We start from the raw sequence: 12,863 nt of genomic DNA, 5'->3' as shown, positions 1-12,863 counted from the left end.
GCCCGAGGTCGACGCCGAGCGGGTCCGGCGCCACCTGCGCGAGGGCGACCTGGCCCGGGCGGTGGCGGGCTACCGCGGGCCGGTGCTGCCCGCCTCGGAGGCGCCCGGGGTGGTCCGGCTGCGCCAGTCCCTGCACCACCAGCTGCGCACCGCGGTGCTCGCCGGCGACGACGACGAGGCGCTCCTCGCCCTGGCCGACAGCCCGCACGGCCACGACGACCTCGAGCTGTGGACGGCGCTGCGCGACCGCACCCCGGCGGGGTCGGTGCGTGCGGGCTGGGCCGCCGCCCACGTCGCGGCGCTGGAGTCCGAGCTGGCCTGAGGGCCCGCCCGCACGCCACCGGCGCACGCGACGTCGGCACGCAACGTCGTTGCAACGTCGGGCTGCGTAACGTCGGCGGCGTCGGAGGCAACGCCAGCGTCGGCGGTGCCAGGAGAGGAGCCTCGGAATGAGCGTCTACGCCGCCCCCGGTACCGAGGGCAGTGTCGTGAGCTACCGCTCGCGCTACGAGAACTGGATCGACGGCGGCTACGTCGCGCCGGTCAAGGGCCAGTACTTCGAGAACCCCTCCCCGGTCAACGGCAAGGTCTTCTGCGAGGTCGCCCGCTCGACCGCGGAGGACGTCGAGCTCGCCCTGGACGCCGCGCACCGCGCCGCACCCGCCTGGGGCCGGACGTCGGTGGCCGAGCGGGCCGTGGTGCTCAATAAGATCGCCGACCGGATCGAGCAGAACCTGGAGATGCTCGCCGTCGGGGAGACCTGGGACAACGGCAAGCCCGTCCGCGAGACGCTGGCCGCCGACCTGCCGCTGGCCGTCGACCACTTCCGCTACTTCGCCGGCGCGATCCGCGCCCAGGAGGGCCACCTCTCCCAGCTCGACGACGACACCGTCGCCTACCACTTCCACGAGCCGCTGGGCGTGGTCGGGCAGATCATCCCGTGGAACTTCCCGCTGCTGATGGCCACCTGGAAGCTCGCCCCGGCGCTGGCCGCCGGCAACGCGGTGGTGCTCAAGCCGGCCGAGCAGACCCCGGCCTCGATCATGCTGCTGATGGAGCTCATCGGCGACCTGCTGCCGCCCGGGGTGGTCAACGTGGTCAACGGCTTCGGCGTCGAGGCCGGCGCGCCGCTGGCGTCCTCCAGCCGGATCCGCAAGATCGCCTTCACCGGTGAGACCACCACCGGCCGGCTGATCATGCAGTACGCCAGCCAGAACCTCATCCCGGTCACCCTCGAGCTCGGCGGCAAGAGCCCGAACATCTTCTTCGCCGACGTCACCCAGGCCCAGGACGACTTCTACGACAAGGCGTTGGAGGGTTTCGCGATGTTCGCCCTCAACCAGGGCGAGGTGTGCACGTGTCCCAGCCGGGCGCTGATCCAGGGCTCGATCCTCGACGCGTTCCTGCCCGAGGCGACCGAGCGCACCAAGCGGATCGTGCAGGGCAACCCGCTCGACCCGGCGACCCAGATCGGCGCCCAGGCCAGCAACGACCAGCTCGAGAAGATCCTGTCCTACATCGACATCGGCATCCAGGAGGGTGCGCGGGTCATCACCGGCGGGGAGCGGGTCGACCTCGGCGGGGACCTGTCCGGCGGCTACTACGTGGCCCCGACGATCTTCCAGGGCACCAACGACATGCGGATCTTCCAGGAGGAGATCTTCGGCCCCGTCGTCTCGGTGACCGGCTTCGACGACTTCGACGACGCCATGCGGATCGCCAACGACACCCTCTACGGGCTCGGCGCCGGGGTGTGGTCGCGCGACGTCAACACCGCCTACCGGGCCGGACGGGCCATCCAGGCGGGCCGGGTGTGGACCAACTGCTACCACCAGTACCCGGCGCACGCGGCCTTCGGCGGCTACAAGTCCTCCGGCATCGGGCGGGAGAACCACTCGATGATGCTCGACCACTACCAGCAGACCAAGAACCTGCTGGTCAGCTACTCGCCGAAGGCGATGGGCTTCTTCTGATGACCACCAGCCCCGCCGGGACGCCGGAGACCGTGATGCGCGTGGCCGTCACGCCGGCGGCGGCCGCCCTGCTGCGCCAGCTGGTGCAGCAGCACGGGCCGCTGATGTTCCACCAGTCCGGCGGCTGCTGCGACGGCTCCTCCCCGATGTGCTACCCGGCGGGGACCTTCCTCACCGGCAGCGCCGACCTGCACCTGGGCGACCTCGACATCACCGACCCGGACGCCCCCGAGGCGTCGGTGGAGGTGCCGGCCGACGGACCGCGTCCGGACCGGGTGCCGGTGTGGATCTCCAAGGAGCAGTACCGGGTGTGGGGCCACACCCACCTGACCATCGACGTCGTCCCTGGACGGGGTGCCGGGTTCTCGGTCGAGAGCCCCACCGGGCAGCGGTTCCTCCTCCGCTCCCGGCTGTTCACCCCCCACGAACGGGCCGCGCTGGGGTAGATCCCCCGACTGTCCCAGCGCGGTCCTCCCTCCACCGGGTGCGGCCGACGGCGGCGTCTAGAGACCACTGGATTCCGCCGTCGACCGCATCCGGTGGACCATCCGGGCCGGTCCGGGCAGCAGCGGCCGGACGCCGGGTCAGGCCTGGTCGCGCAGGTAGCGGCCGAAGTGCGGGACGGTGAAGGCGATCCGGCCGCGCTCGCCGGAGTAGATCAGCCCCTTCTTCAGCAGCGCGTCCCGGGCGGGGGAGAGCGACTGCGGCTTGCGGCCGAGGAAGGCCGCGACGTCGGCGGTGGGGACCGAGCCGATCTCGTCGCGCTCGTCCTCCGACAGCCTCAGCGCCACCTCACCCATCGCCCGCAGGTACTCCCGCTCGCCGGGGGTGGCCCGCTCGTAGCGGCTGCCGAAGAAGCCGACGGCGAGCTCCTCCTCGGCCTCGGGGGCGGCCACGGCGACGTCCTCGGCGGTGATGGGGGAGCGCGGGGCCCGGTCCCAGACCGCCTTGCCGTAGGCCTGGATGAAGTAGGGGTAGCCGCCGGTCGCGGCGTACATCGCGGCCAGCGCGTCGGGCCGGTAGGCCGCGCCCTCCTCGGCGGCGGGGGCGGTCAGGGCCAGGTCGGCGGCCTCGCGGCCCAGCCGGTCGATCCGCTGGTAGGAGAACAGCCGCTCGGAGTAGGACTTGCTGGCGCTGAGCACCGCCGGCAGGTGCGGCAGACCCGCGCCGACCACGATCAGCGGCAGCCCCGCCTGGCTGATCTCGTGGCAGGCCGCGCAGAGCGCGGAGACGTCGTCGGGGCCGAGGTCCTGCATCTCGTCGATGAACACCGCGACCCCCCGGCCGAGCTCGGCGGCCAGCCCGCCGACGTCGCTGAGCAGCTCGACCAGGTCGATCTCGATGTCGCCGGAGTCGGCCCGGCCGCGCACCGGGGCGGCCTCGATGCCCGGGCTCCAACGGTCGCGCAGCTTGGCGCCGGCCCCGGCGTCGCGCTGGGCGAAGGAGCGCAGCACGCCGAGCACGTGCTGCTGGGAGTCCGCGTGCGCCGACTCCGGGCCGCCGGGGGCGAGCTCGCGGACGGCCTGGTGCAGGGCGCCCGACAGCGGACGCCGCAGCCCCTGGTCGGGTCGGGCCTCGAGCTTGCCGGTGCCCCAGCCGCGGCGGACGGCGTCGGAGCGCAGGGCGTTGAGCAGCACCGTCTTGCCGACCCCGCGCAGCCCGGTGAGCACGAGCGAGCGCTCGGGGCGTCCCCGCGAGACCCGTTCCAGCACGATGCCGAAGGCCCGCAGCTGGTCGTCGCGTCCGGCCAGCTCCGGCGGACGCTGCCCGGCGCCGGGGGCGTACGGGTTCTGGATCGGGTCCACGATCGCAGCGTATGGCGATGTCTAGGGTGCGTCGTAGACATCCGTAGCGTGTCGCAGCGCCGGTGATGCCGCTCTCTGACGCCGTCTAACGCTGCCCCTAGACGTCCTTAGCGACCGTGATCCCGCTGGCCCGGCACACACGTCCGCCGACCCGCACACCGGATGCAGCAGGTGTGCGGGTCGGCGAAGGTGTGTGCGGCGGGGAGATCAGGCGGCCCGCTCGGCCAGCAGGGCGTCCAGCTGGTCGTAGCCGTCGGCCAGCCCGCTCTCCATCCCGCTGGAGACCATGCCGTCGCGGGCCTCCAGGGTCGGGTACACCGCGTGGCCGACGAGCCGCGAGCGGTTGCCGGGCAGCTGCTCGAAGGTGAAGAACTCCAGGCTGACGGCGTCGGGGAAGCCCTCGAACTCGAAGGTCTGGACGGCGAGCTCGTTCTCGCGCACGGTGTGGAAGGTGCCGCGGAAGGCGTACTCCTCCTCGCCCCGCCGCTGCACCATCCGCCAGCGGCCACCGCTGGTGAAGTCGTAGGTGGGCAGCTCGGTGGTGAGGTCGGACGGGCCGACCCAGCGGGCGAACAGCTCGGGGTCGGCATGGGCGCGGAAGAGGTCCTCGACTGGGGCGTCGAACTCCCGGGTGTAGTCGATGAAGGGCAGGCCCTCCGGGGCCTCCACGGACAGTGCGTTGCTCATGACGGGTGCTCCTTGTCGGGTGGTGGTGCGTGGTGGTGTGGTGGTGCGCCCGGGCCGGTCGACCCGAGCAGGGCGTCCAGCGAGCGGTACTGCGACTCGCGGACCAGTCGGTAGCGGTCGATCCAGGCGGTGAGCGCCTCGAGCCGTTCCGGTGCGAGGTGCACCGGGCGGCGCTGGGCGTCCCGGGTGCGGGTGACCAGCCCTGCCTGCTCCAGCACCTGGATGTGCTTGGAGACCGCCTGCTTGGAGATGGGGAACGGGTCGGCCAGCTCGTTCACGGTCGCCGAGCCGCGGCTGAGCCGGGCGACGATGGCCCGTCGCACCGGGTCGGCCAGGGCCAGGAACGCCCGGTCGAGCTCGTCGTCGGGGGTGTCTGAGGTCTCCTCCACCGTGGACGCTCAGCGCCCGACCCGGGTCTGCACGCTCGGGTAGCCGCCGCCACCGGGGTAGACCCAGCTGCCGGTGATGACGTCCCCGCTCGCGTCGAAGGTGCCGCGGTAGTAGGCGGGCGAGCCCGGCTCACCGGCCCAGATGGTGTACGTGTCGCCCTCGATCTCGTGGGTGTAGTCGAGGGTGTTGCCCTGGTTGTCGAAGAACCGGGAGTGGACGTGCTCGCTCTGCTCGGCCATGAACGGGCGCAGGTGCCCGATCAGCTCGATCCCGTGGACCTGCTCGCCGTGCTGCTCGAGCTCGACGCTCTGCTGCAGGAAGAACCCGCCGTCGAGCCAGCGGTACTCCACCGTGCCGGTCGCGCCGCCGGTGACCTCCCAGCGGCCGACCAGCCGGTCGAGGGCCCGCAGCCGGGGGCTGGGCGTCGGGGCGGCGACCTGGGTCTCGGTGCTCGTGGTGCTCATGGGTGGTACTCCTCCCGTAGTCAACTGATGAGTTGATTACACACTGCGGCCACGGTGTTGTCAACCTTCTGGTTGAACAAGGCGTGGCGCGCAGGTCGTGGGGCGAGCGGGGCAGACTGGGCGCCATGCGGATCGCGGTGACGGGCGGGGCGGGCAAGCTGGGGCGGACGGTCGTGCGGGAGCTGAGGGCGTCCGGGCACGACGTGCTGAGCCTGGACCGGCGCGGCGACCGGGCGGCCGGTGACGTGGTGCTGGAGACGACCGACTTCGGCCAGGTGCTGGACGCGCTCGCCGGGGTCGACCGCAGCGAGCCGGTGGAGGCGCTGGTGCACCTGGCGGCCGTCCCCGCGCCGGGCATCCTCACCGACGCCGCCACCTTCGCCAACAACGTCGTCAGCACCTTCAACGCGTTCTGGGCCGCGGTCCGGCTCGGCATCACGAAGATCGTCTACGCCTCGAGCGAGACGGTGCTGGGGCTGCCCTTCGACACCCCGCCGCCCTACATCCCGGTCGACGAGGAGTACCCGGCCCGGCCGGAGTCGGTGTACTCCCTGGTCAAGCACCTGGAGGAGACGATGGCGGTCGAGCTGTGCCGGTGGGACCCGCGGCTCTCGATCAGCGCCTTCCGGTTCTCCAACGTGATGGACCCCGAGGACTACGCCCGCTTCCCGTCCTTCGACGCCGACGCGATGCAGCGCAAGTGGAACCTGTGGGGCTACATCGACGGCCGCGACGCCGCGCAGGCGGTCGAGCGTGCGCTCGAGCGCGCGCCGCAGGGCTTCGAGCGCTACATCATCGCCAATGCCGACACCGTGATGAGCCGACCCAACGCCGAGCTGGTGGCCGAGGTGTTCCCCGGCGTGGAGTACCGGGAGACCGCCGGCCCGAACGACACCCTGCTCTCGATCGACAAGGCGCGCCGCGTGCTGGGCTACGAGCCCCGGCACAGCTGGCGCGACTCCGTCGGCGGCTGACCGGGCGCGTCGCGCCCCGCCGGCTCAGCCGAACAGGTCGCCGAGGAAGCCGCCCTTGCGCCGGCGGTGGTAGCCGCCGTGGTAGCTGGGTGAGTCCGGCGAGTCGGGGCTGCCCCACCCGCGCCGCTGCGGCCGCACCGGCTGCTGCGGCGGGTAGCCGGACTGGTGCGACGGGTAGCCGCCCGACGGCGGAGGGGCGGCCTGCTGGCCGCCGCCGTAGTAGGACGTCTCGGCGTCCATCAGCTTCTCCAGCTCGCCGCGGTCGAGGAAGACCCCGCGGCACTCGGTGCACTGGTCGATGGTGACGCCGCTGCGCTCGTAGTGGCGCATGGCTGCTCGGCACTTCGGACAGGTCAGGTCCATGGCGCCACTCTACGGAGCCCACCCGCCGGGCCGGCAGGGACGCGGCCCCGGCCGTCGTGGCGCGGTGGCGGACGCTCAGCCGGGGACGGTCAGCTCACCCAGCCCACGGATCCGGTCGACGTCGACCTCGCCGTGGACGTCGTACCGGTCCAGCAGGACGGCCCGCAGCCCGGCGGCGAGGGCACCGCGGACGTCCTTCTCCAGGGAGTCGCCGACCATCAGCACCTGCTCGGCCCGGGTGCCCAGCCGCTGCACCGCACCGGAGAAGGCCAGCGGGTGGGGCTTGCCGAAGGGGAGGGCGGAGGAGGCGATCACCACGTCGAGCAGCGGCGCGAGCCCGAGCCGCTCGACCTTGCGGGTCTGCTGCTCCTCCTCGCCGTTGGTGAGCACGCCCGTGCGCAGACCCGCGGCCCGCAGCCGCCGCAGGGTCGGCACCGCGTCGTCGAACAGCCGCCAGCCGTCCTCGTAGTGGCGCAGGTAGCCGGCGAAGAGCTCGTCCGCGGCGGCGTCCTCGGTGAGGTCGAGGGAGGGGACGAAGGCGCGCACCCTGGCTCGGCGCTGCTCGGGGAAGGTGAGCTCGCGGCGCTGGTAGCGGGCGTAGAACGGCTCGGCGATCCGGCTCCAGCGGGTGGCGATCTCGTCGGGGTCACCGTCGATGCCGAGGTCGGCGGCCCAGGCGAGCACCGCGGCCCGGGTGGCGGACCGGGTGTCGAGCAGCGTGTCGTCGAGGTCGAGCAGCACCGTGTCGATCACCCCGTCAGCATGGCAGGCTGATGTCGTGGCTGCAGCGACGACGCAGACGCGGGCCGGCGTCCCCGTCACCAGTCTCGACTCCGAGCTCTTCGACGGGGCGGAGGCGACCAAGCGGGACCTGCTCGACTACCTCGAGGCGGTCGCGCCGTACCTGCTGCCCGAGCTCACGGGACGTCCGCTGTCGGTGATCCGGGTGCGGCCGGGACAGCAGCCGTTCATGCAGAAGAACCTGCCGGCCTCCGCCCCGGACTGGATCCCGCGGGTGCCGATCTGGGCCGAGGCCTCGCACCGCGAGGTGTCCTACGCGCTGTGCGAGGAGACCCGGACGCTGGTGTGGTTCGGCAACCAGCGCGCCGTCGAGTACCACCCGACCCTGCACCGGCGCGCGGCCGGCGCCGACGACGCGCCCGTGCTGGACCGGCTGGTGGTCGACCTCGACCCGCCGGAGGGCTCGGACGCCTTCCCCGCCGCGGCCGCGGTCGCCCTGGTGGTGCGGGAGGTGCTGTCGGGGTGCGGGCTCGCTGCGGCGGTGAAGACCAGCGGCTCCAAGGGCGTCCACGTCGTCGTCCCGCTGGCCGGTGCCGACCCGGCCGACGCCGCCGCCGCGACCCGTGCGCTGGCCGCCCGCACCGCCGCGCTCGACCCGGACCGGGCGACCGTCGAGTACGTGAAGGCCGACCGCGGCGGACGGGTCTTCGTCGACTCGACCCGGGCCGGCGGGGCCACCGTGGTCGCCGCCTGGAGCCCGCGGATCCGCCCGGGCACTCCGGTCTCCTGGCCGCTGGCCTGGGACGAGCTGACCGACGTCCACCCGCGCGACTTCACGCTCCGCGCGGTGACCGCCCGGCTCGGCACCGACCGCTGGGCCGAGCAGCTGCCCGACCCGCAGCAGCTGCCCGCCGACCTGGTCGCCGAGGGCCACGACATCCCGGTCGCCCGGGTGGCGGCCATGCACGAGGGCAAGCGCCGGGCGCGGCGGCGCCGCGAGACGGACGATGCCGGCTAGGAGCCGTTCCAGAACATGTTGATGGCGTCCCCTCAGGCCCGTGGGGGCCCTGATGGGACGCCATCGACAGGAACCGGCGCGGCGTCAGCAGCAGCGGCCCTGCGGGTTGCGGTCCTGGTCGGCGTGGACGCCCCGCCAGAACTCCGCCCGGCTGAGCGGCGTCCGGTCGGGGTGGGCGCGGCGCTCGTGGTCGAGGTAGGCCTCGTAGCGGGACTCCCCGGTCAGCCCGTGCAGGTACCAGCGCAGCCCGCGCCAGACCCGCCGCGCGACGGGGACGTCGACGCCGGGGCGGGCCATCAGTGGCCCCGCGACGGCTGCTGGTCGGCGGGCAGGGCGTCCCACTGCCGCTGCAGCTCGCGCTCCTCGCGGGTCGGCACCAGGCCGGCCGGGGCGAAGCGGCGCGAGGGCACCCGGGCGTCCTCGTGGTCGGTCAGCTGCGCCCCGCGCAGGGCGCGGGCCACCACCACCAGCGCGGCGATGATGACGACGATCGCCAGCACCACGAAGACGATCGACAGCGTGCCCTGGATGGCGGTGTTGCGGACCACCGCCTGCATCTCCTCGACGGTGTCGGCGCTGCCGAGCGAGGTCTGCCCGGCCGCCAGCGCGTCGCGGTAGGAGGCGTGCTGGGCCCAGTAGCCGACCGCCGGCACCGGGGAGAAGATCTTCTGGAACGAGGCGGTGATGGTGACGACGGCGACGAAGGCCAGGGGCAGCGCCGGGATCCACAGCCAGCGGAAGGTCCGCCGCTGCGCGACGATGGCCAGCACCACCGCCAGCGCGATGGCGGCCAGCAGCTGGTTGGCGATGCCGAACAGCGGGAACAGCGTGTTGATGCCGCCGAGCGGGTCGGTGACGCCCATCAGCAGCACCGCACCCCAGGCGGCCACCATGATCGCGGTGCACAGCCAGGCCCCGGGCAGCCAGGAGGTGTCGCGGAAGCGCGGGGCGAGGTTGCCCAGGGTGTCCTGCAGCATGAAGCGGGCCACCCGGGTGCCGGCGTCGACGGCGGTGAGGATGAACAGCGCCTCGAACATGATCGCGAAGTGGTACCAGAACGACATCAGCGCCGGACCGCCGATGAAGCTCTGCATCACCTGCGCCAGACCCAGGGCCAGCGTCGGTGCGCCGCCGGTGCGGGACACGATGGACTCCTCACCGACCGCCTCGGCGGTGGAGGTGAGCATCTCCGGGGTGAGGTTGACGCCGGTCAGGCCGAGCCCGTTGACGAAGGCCACCGCGCCCTCGACGGTGCCGCCGGTGGCGCCGGCGGAGGCGTTCATCGCGAAGTAGATGCCGCGGTCGATGGAGATGGCCGCGACCAGCGCCATGATCGCCACGAAGGACTCCATCAGCATGCCGCCGTAGCCGATGAAGCGGGTCTGGCGCTCCTTCTCCAGCATCTTCGGGGTGGTGCCGGAGGAGATGAGGGCGTGGAAGCCCGACAGCGCCCCGCAGGCGATGGTGACGAAGAGGAACGGGAACAGCGCGCCCGGCCAGACCGGTCCGGTCTCCCCGCTCGCGAACTCGCTGAACGCCGGCACCGAGATCTCCGGGCGGACCACGACGATCGCCAGCGCGAGGGCGAGGATGACGCCGATCTTCATGAAGGTCGACAGGTAGTCGCGCGGGGCCAGCAGCACCCACACCGGCAGCACGGCGGCGACGAAGCCGTAGATGATGATGCCCCAGGCGATGGTGGTGCGGTCGAGGGTGAACAGCTCCGCGCCCCAGGCGGTGTCGGCGATGACGCCGCCGCCGATGATCGCGGCCATCAGCAGCACGAAGCCGATCAGCGAGACCTCGGTGATCCGGCCCGGACGCAGCCAGCGCAGGTAGGCGCCCATGAACAGCGCGATCGGCACCGTCATCGCGACGGAGAACACGCCCCACGGGCTCTCGCCGAGGGCGTTGACGACCACCAGCGCGAGGATGGCGGTGATGATGACCATGATGAGCAGGGTCGCGACGATGGCCGCCGCGCCACCGATCCGGCCGAGCTCCTCCCGGGCCATCTGGCCGAGCGAGCGTCCGCCGCGGCGCATCGAGAAGAACAGCACCAGGTAGTCCTGGACGGCCCCGGCCAGCACCACCCCGACGATGATCCACAGGGTGCCGGGCAGGTAGCCCATCTGCGCGGCCAGCACCGGGCCCACCAGCGGGCCGGCGCCGGCGATCGCGGCGAAGTGGTGGCCGAAGAGCACCCGGCGGTCGGTGGCGACGTAGTCCTTGCCGTTGGCCAGGTGCTCGGCGGGGGTGGCGCGGGTGTCGTCGGGGCGGACGACATAGCGCTCGATCACCTGAGCGTAGAAGCGGTAGCCGATGAGGTAGGTGCAGGCGGCGGCGAAGACGAACCAGATCGCGTTGACGGTCTCACCGCGGACGATGGCGAGCATCGTCCAGGCGACGCCGCCGAGCAGTGCGATGGCCGCCCAGAGCGCGATCTTCTGCGGCGTCCAGCCGCGGCCCGGTCCGGCGGCCACGGGTGGCAGCTCGCGCTCGGTGGTGGCGGCAGGGGCGGCGTCGTTGCTCATCTCGGGCTCCTCCAGGGGTGCGGGGCCCGGGCATCGTAGCCCTCCGCCTCGTCGCGGACGAAGCCCTCGGGCCTCAGCGCCGCCGGTCGAGGGTCAGCACCTGGATCCCCGAGGGCAGCGGCACCGACTCCACGAAGGTGAACAGGGCGGGGGAGAAGCCGCCGGAGAACAGCGGGACTCCGGAGCCGATCACCGACGGGTTCACCTTGAGCACCAGCCGGTCGACCTCGGGCAGCAGGCTGTGCGCCAGCCGTCCGCCGCCGACCAGCCACAGGTCGAGCCCGTCCTCGGCCTTGAGCTCGCGCACCCGCTGCACCGGGTCGGTGGCGACCACCTCGACGTCGCCCCCGACGCCTCCCAGCGTGGTGGAGAAGACGAGGTGGCGCAGGTGCGGGTAGGCGTCGTCGAGCCCGGCGTCCAGCCCGATCTGGTACGAGCTCCGACCCTCCAGCACGGTGTCGAACACCTGCCCCGGACCCTCGATCCCGAGCGCGGCCCGGGCCGGCGCGGGCAGCGTCTCGGGGTAGTGGGTGGCGATGAACTCGACCAGGTCGGGTCCGATCTCGAAGTACGGCTGGCCGCTGGGGTCACCGCCCTCGGGCCCGGCGATGAAGCCGTCCAGCGTGGTGGCCACGTAGTAGGTCAGTCGGCGCATCGGTGCTCCTCGCGTGGGGGAGGCTGGCTGTCCAGCCGGGGTCGGACCCGCCCGACCGTAGCGACGGCGTCGCCGGGACGCATCCGGGTTCGGGCCGGTGCTGGCGGGGTGGTCGCTCGCCCGGAGGGAGCGTGGAGCGGCATCGGTCCAGCCTGGCTTCGCCGGCCGCTGACGGCGTCAGGCGAGCTCGACCGTGCAGACGACGTCGGCCAGCCGGAGCCGGGTCCCGGGGGCCACCTCCTGCGGCTGGCCGCTCGGAAGGGCGTGCGCGAGCCCACCGGGCCGGTGCCGTTGCGGGAACCGACGTCGGTCACGGTGATCCGTCCGCGCTCCTCGACGTCGACGAGGGCATGGGTGCGCGAGACCAGGCCGCGGGGACCGACGACGGGCACCGGGGTGCGCCCGTCCCGGGTCTGCGGCGCCCGACCGAGCACGACGCCGCCCGGTGCGTCGAGCAGGACGGGTGGCTGGTGCTCGAAGCTGATCCGCATGCGCTGGGTGCGGGCGGCCGGGCCGGGTCCGGCTGGTGGTGCCACGCCGGCCGATCGGGGTCGTCCGGGGCCGGACGTCGCAGGCGGGGTCGCCGGGCCCGGCGCCCGCGGTGGCCGGTTCGCAGGAGGCAGCGGGCTCTCCGGCTCGAGCTCCGACGGGGAGGTGGCGGTCGGGGCCGCTGCCTCAGCGCGTGGCCGGTCCGGGACGGGTCGCGGCGGGGAGGAGGCCGAGGACGCCGACCGGGCGCCCAGCTCGTCCTCCGACGGCCCGCTCTCCACCCGCAGCGGCTCGTCGGCACCGCACTGCGGGCAGCGGGTCTCGGTGACCAGCTCTACGACGCCGGTCGGACGCACGGCGAGCGTCCAGGTCGCCTCGCCCTCGGTCACCGTGAACCGGACCGGACGTGCCACCGAGCGGGCGATCGCGACGCAGCGGGCGACCATGCCGGTGCGCAGCACCCCACCGATTCGGCGGCGCAGACGCGCTCGGTGCCGTTGACGGTGAGCGATCCGGTGCTGTCCGGGTGGACGACCGCGACGATCCGCGGCCAGGCGGCCACGTACTCGGACGGCGGGGTGCTCACACGACCTCCTTCGGATCGGACCACACGTTGCCCTCGACGCGGACCGCGTCATCCCAGCTCCACCTGGCGCTCGGTGAGGAACGGCACGGGGTCGACGGTCGAGCCGTCGACGAAGACCGAGAAGTGCAGGTGGCAACCGGGACGCCACCGCGTCCGCCCTGGAGGTCGGCGGCATCGACCCGCG

The 12,863-nt window shown here is 73.1% G+C and carries 14 protein-coding genes and 1 pseudogene; 5 read left to right on the top strand and 10 right to left on the bottom strand.

Going from position 1 to position 12,863, the window contains the following annotated elements:
• From DVA66_RS09740 to DVA66_RS09730, 3 genes and pseudogenes are all read left to right on the top strand, one after another.
• Positions 1-322: pseudogene (locus DVA66_RS09740) on the top strand (transcriptional regulator); the annotation flags it as partial.
• Positions 323-449: 127 nt separating this feature from the next.
• Positions 450-1,973, top strand: a complete 1,524-nt coding sequence (gene exaC / locus DVA66_RS09735; protein ID WP_114559908.1) for an acetaldehyde dehydrogenase ExaC — start codon at positions 450-452, stop codon at positions 1,971-1,973.
• Entirely contained in the window at positions 1,973-2,419 is a 447-nt protein-coding gene (locus DVA66_RS09730) for a DUF779 domain-containing protein (RefSeq protein WP_198671632.1), read from the top strand. The genes exaC and DVA66_RS09730 overlap by 1 nt, the downstream gene beginning before the upstream one ends.
• A gap of 138 nt (positions 2,420-2,557) precedes the next feature.
• Here DVA66_RS09730 and DVA66_RS09725 read toward each other — a convergent pair whose 3' ends face one another.
• The 4 genes from DVA66_RS09725 to DVA66_RS09710 all read right to left on the bottom strand — a co-directional run bounded on the left by DVA66_RS09725 (position 2,558) and on the right by DVA66_RS09710 (position 5,319).
• Positions 2,558-3,778: an ATP-binding protein gene (locus DVA66_RS09725; protein WP_114559907.1), complete on the bottom strand. Its 1,221-nt coding sequence runs from the start codon at positions 3,776-3,778 to the stop codon at positions 2,558-2,560.
• A gap of 207 nt (positions 3,779-3,985) precedes the next feature.
• Positions 3,986-4,465: an SRPBCC family protein gene (locus tag DVA66_RS09720; protein WP_114559906.1), complete on the bottom strand. Its 480-nt coding sequence runs from the start codon at positions 4,463-4,465 to the stop codon at positions 3,986-3,988.
• Entirely contained in the window at positions 4,462-4,854 is a 393-nt protein-coding gene (locus tag DVA66_RS09715; protein ID WP_114559905.1) for an ArsR/SmtB family transcription factor, read from the bottom strand. The genes DVA66_RS09720 and DVA66_RS09715 overlap by 4 nt, the downstream gene beginning before the upstream one ends.
• Before the next feature lie 9 nt (positions 4,855-4,863).
• The gene (locus tag DVA66_RS09710) at positions 4,864-5,319 is read right to left on the bottom strand and encodes a hypothetical protein (RefSeq protein ID WP_114559904.1); all 456 of its coding nucleotides are present in this window, start codon (positions 5,317-5,319) and stop codon (positions 4,864-4,866) included.
• 125 nt (positions 5,320-5,444) lie between these two features.
• On the opposite strand from DVA66_RS09710, the gene DVA66_RS09705 reads away from it, so the two are divergent.
• The gene (locus DVA66_RS09705; protein ID WP_114559903.1) at positions 5,445-6,293 is read left to right on the top strand and encodes an NAD-dependent epimerase/dehydratase family protein; all 849 of its coding nucleotides are present in this window, start codon (positions 5,445-5,447) and stop codon (positions 6,291-6,293) included.
• A gap of 24 nt (positions 6,294-6,317) precedes the next feature.
• Here the strand turns inward: DVA66_RS09705 and DVA66_RS21605 are convergent, their stop codons facing one another.
• Together DVA66_RS21605 and DVA66_RS09695 are read right to left on the bottom strand one after the other, a co-directional pair.
• Entirely contained in the window at positions 6,318-6,656 is a 339-nt protein-coding gene (locus DVA66_RS21605) for a TFIIB-type zinc ribbon-containing protein (RefSeq protein WP_114559902.1), read from the bottom strand.
• 75 nt (positions 6,657-6,731) lie between these two features.
• A complete protein-coding gene (locus DVA66_RS09695; RefSeq protein WP_114559901.1) occupies positions 6,732-7,409 on the bottom strand; it encodes an HAD family hydrolase in 678 nt (225 codons plus the stop codon).
• 25 nt (positions 7,410-7,434) lie between these two features.
• Between DVA66_RS09695 and DVA66_RS09690 the strand changes: the two genes are divergently transcribed.
• Positions 7,435-8,415 carry a DNA polymerase domain-containing protein gene (locus DVA66_RS09690; RefSeq protein ID WP_114559900.1) on the top strand — a complete coding sequence of 327 codons (981 nt, stop codon included), beginning with the start codon at positions 7,435-7,437 and terminating at the stop codon, positions 8,413-8,415.
• An 84-nt stretch (positions 8,416-8,499) separates the two neighbouring features.
• On the opposite strand, the gene DVA66_RS09685 is transcribed toward DVA66_RS09690, so the two are convergent.
• The 4 genes from DVA66_RS09685 to DVA66_RS22095 form a co-directional block, all read right to left on the bottom strand.
• Positions 8,500-8,712, bottom strand: a complete 213-nt coding sequence (locus DVA66_RS09685) for a YbdD/YjiX family protein (protein ID WP_114559899.1) — start codon at positions 8,710-8,712, stop codon at positions 8,500-8,502.
• The gene (locus DVA66_RS09680) at positions 8,712-10,949 is read right to left on the bottom strand and encodes a carbon starvation CstA family protein (RefSeq protein ID WP_114559898.1); all 2,238 of its coding nucleotides are present in this window, start codon (positions 10,947-10,949) and stop codon (positions 8,712-8,714) included. The genes DVA66_RS09685 and DVA66_RS09680 overlap by 1 nt, the downstream gene beginning before the upstream one ends.
• A gap of 73 nt (positions 10,950-11,022) precedes the next feature.
• Complete coding sequence (locus DVA66_RS09675) at positions 11,023-11,604, bottom strand: dihydrofolate reductase family protein (protein WP_114559897.1); 582 nt, start codon at positions 11,602-11,604, stop codon at positions 11,023-11,025.
• The gene (locus DVA66_RS22095) at positions 11,592-12,095 is read right to left on the bottom strand and encodes an FHA domain-containing protein (RefSeq protein WP_408608902.1); all 504 of its coding nucleotides are present in this window, start codon (positions 12,093-12,095) and stop codon (positions 11,592-11,594) included. Before DVA66_RS22095 ends, DVA66_RS09675 begins: the two co-directional genes overlap by 13 nt.
• Positions 12,096-12,863 lie beyond the last annotated feature (768 nt).

Origin of the sequence: Desertihabitans aurantiacus (assembly GCF_003344635.1) — a bacterium.
In the GTDB taxonomy this organism is placed as follows: domain Bacteria; phylum Actinomycetota; class Actinomycetes; order Propionibacteriales; family Propionibacteriaceae; genus Desertihabitans; species Desertihabitans aurantiacus.
This window is presented reverse-complemented; position numbering and strand designations above follow the sequence as displayed.

Coding starts and splice junctions, on each gene's coding strand:
- exaC (WP_114559908.1), top strand. CDS start 450: ATGAGCGTCTACGCCGCCCCCGGTACCGAGGGCAGTGTCGTGAGCTAC.
- DVA66_RS09730 (WP_198671632.1), top strand. CDS start 1,973: ATGACCACCAGCCCCGCCGGGACGCCGGAGACCGTGATGCGCGTGGCC.
- DVA66_RS09720 (WP_114559906.1), bottom strand. CDS start 4,465: ATGAGCAACGCACTGTCCGTGGAGGCCCCGGAGGGCCTGCCCTTCATC.
- DVA66_RS09710 (WP_114559904.1), bottom strand. CDS start 5,319: ATGAGCACCACGAGCACCGAGACCCAGGTCGCCGCCCCGACGCCCAGC.
- DVA66_RS09705 (WP_114559903.1), top strand. CDS start 5,445: ATGCGGATCGCGGTGACGGGCGGGGCGGGCAAGCTGGGGCGGACGGTC.
- DVA66_RS21605 (WP_114559902.1), bottom strand. CDS start 6,656: ATGGACCTGACCTGTCCGAAGTGCCGAGCAGCCATGCGCCACTACGAG.
- DVA66_RS09685 (WP_114559899.1), bottom strand. CDS start 8,712: ATGGCCCGCCCCGGCGTCGACGTCCCCGTCGCGCGGCGGGTCTGGCGC.
- DVA66_RS09680 (WP_114559898.1), bottom strand. CDS start 10,949: ATGAGCAACGACGCCGCCCCTGCCGCCACCACCGAGCGCGAGCTGCCA.
- DVA66_RS09675 (WP_114559897.1), bottom strand. CDS start 11,604: ATGCGCCGACTGACCTACTACGTGGCCACCACGCTGGACGGCTTCATC.
- DVA66_RS22095 (WP_408608902.1), bottom strand. CDS start 12,095: ATGCGGATCAGCTTCGAGCACCAGCCACCCGTCCTGCTCGACGCACCG.